The sequence below is a fragment of the Bradyrhizobium pachyrhizi genome (assembly GCF_001189245.1).
Classification (GTDB): Bacteria; Pseudomonadota; Alphaproteobacteria; order Rhizobiales; family Xanthobacteraceae; genus Bradyrhizobium; species Bradyrhizobium pachyrhizi.
In genome coordinates this window covers 49,891-51,585 of sequence record NZ_LFIQ01000083.1, presented here as the reverse complement: position 1 = coordinate 51,585, position 1,695 = coordinate 49,891, and the positions used below count along the sequence as shown (strand labels likewise).

2 protein-coding genes and 1 pseudogene are annotated in these 1,695 nt (G+C 66.5%); all 3 read left to right on the top strand.

All coding sequences use genetic code 11. The features are described 5' to 3' along the window. Positions 1 to 727: amylo-alpha-1,6-glucosidase (locus AKL29_RS45050; RefSeq protein ID WP_430648882.1), on the top strand; the 727-nt coding region annotated here is incomplete at its 5' end. A gap of 49 nt (positions 728 to 776) precedes the next feature. Then, the gene (locus AKL29_RS18500) at positions 777 to 1,319 is read left to right on the top strand and encodes a PRC-barrel domain-containing protein (protein ID WP_430648881.1); all 543 of its coding nucleotides are present in this window, start codon (positions 777 to 779) and stop codon (positions 1,317 to 1,319) included. 88 nt (positions 1,320 to 1,407) lie between these two features. Next, a pseudogene (locus AKL29_RS45045) lies at positions 1,408 to 1,695 on the top strand (MFS transporter); the annotation flags it as partial.

Genomic DNA, 1,695 nt, shown 5'->3' with positions numbered 1-1,695 from the left:
GCTGGACGCCGAGGCCGAGCGGCTGCGCGAGCGGTTCGAGCAAGCATTCTGGTGCGAGGAGCTCGGCACCTATGCGGTCGCGCTCGACGGCGCCAAGCAGCCGTGCAAGGTGCGCACGTCGAATGCCGGCCAGACGTTATTTTCCGGCATGGTGCGGGAAGACCGCGCGCGACGGGTCGCCGCCGACCTGATGAGCCAGAAGTTCTTCTCGGGCTGGGGCATCCGCACCGTCGCCGCGGGCGAAGTGCGCTACAACCCGATGTCCTATCACGACGGCTCGATCTGGCCGCATGACAATGCGCTGATCGCGCTCGGATTTGCCCGCTACGGCCTCAAGCATTCGGTCGCGCATCTGTTCAAGGGCCTGTTCGACGCCGCCAGCTATATGGAACTGCGGCGGCTGCCGGAGCTGTTCTGCGGCTTCCGCCGCGAGCGCCGGCGCGGCCCGGTGCTCTATCCCGTGGCCTGTGCACCGCAGGCCTGGGCGAGTGCGACGCCGTTCACGCTGCTGGAGGCGGCGCTTGGCCTCGAGTTCGACACCGCACGCGGCGAGATTCGCTTGCGCGATCCGCGGCTGCCGGAATTCCTCAACGACGTGGTGCTGCGCGACCTCAGGCTTGGCGCTTCCAGCGTCGATCTGAGGCTGCGCCGCCATGGCGACGAGGTGTCGCTGGAAGTGTTGCGCACGCGCGGCCAGATCCAGGTGTCGATCGTGCTGACGCATTGAGCGTCGTCACGCGACATGCGTGCGCTAGGGAAATCGCGGGGAGAGTAACATGCGTCCGAGGATTATCATGATGCTGGTCGCAGCGGCGCTGCTGGCATGCGCTGGTGTCCGTGCCGCCGATGACGAAGCACCGGCGCCTGCACCATCGCCGCCGGCAGCCCAAGCGCCGCCAGCAGCCTCTGCGGCGCCGAAGGAGCAAGCCAAGGAACCCTCAAAGGAATCGTCCAAGGAACCGTCGCCGCCGCCGTCGGTGACCGTGATCGGCGCGCGCGATGCGCACGGCATTCTCGGGCGCGACGTTCGCAGTTCCGCCAATGAGAACATGGGCCGTATCGTCGACGTCATTGTCGACCGCGACGGCAAGGTCCGCGCCGCAGTGATCGATTTCGGCGGCTTCCTCGGCGTCGGCAGCCGCAAGATCGTGGTCGATTGGAACGCGCTGCGTTTCGCCGGTGTTTCCAGCAAGAGCGACAGCATCACGCTGGACCTCAACAAGCAGCAGGTGAGCGCTGCGCCCGAGTACAAGGAAGATACGCCGCTGATCGTGCTGGGCGCGGCGGGAAGCCTGCATCCATGGGATTACGAACATTAGGGGGGTAGAGCTGGTCGCGCGTCCGAACTCTTCTTTAGAGACGGTTGGCGACGGTCGTGGCGAGCGATCAGCCGGCAGCACCAACGTTGTGTCAATTGTCCCCGATCAGCCCACTCCGGAGGAATCGCGCGGGCCGTCGCGGGAAAGTCAGCGCGGACTCGACTGGTTCATCTTCTTCCTGGCCGACGTGCAGACCGGCTTCGGCCCGTTCGTCGCGGTCTATCTGACGACGCAGAAATGGACCCAGGTCGAGATCGGCTTCGTGCTCTCGATCGGCGGCATTATCGGCCTCTTGGGCCAGATGCCCGGCGGGGCGATCGTCGATGCGGCGCGCTCGGAGCGGGTCGTCGCGGGCTGCGCGGTGGCCGCGATCGGC

Bases quoted from the DNA above. Each gene is read 5' to 3' on its own strand.
- AKL29_RS18500 (WP_430648881.1), top strand. From the start codon at position 777: ATGCGTCCGAGGATTATCATGATGCTGGTCGCAGCGGCGCTGCTGGCA.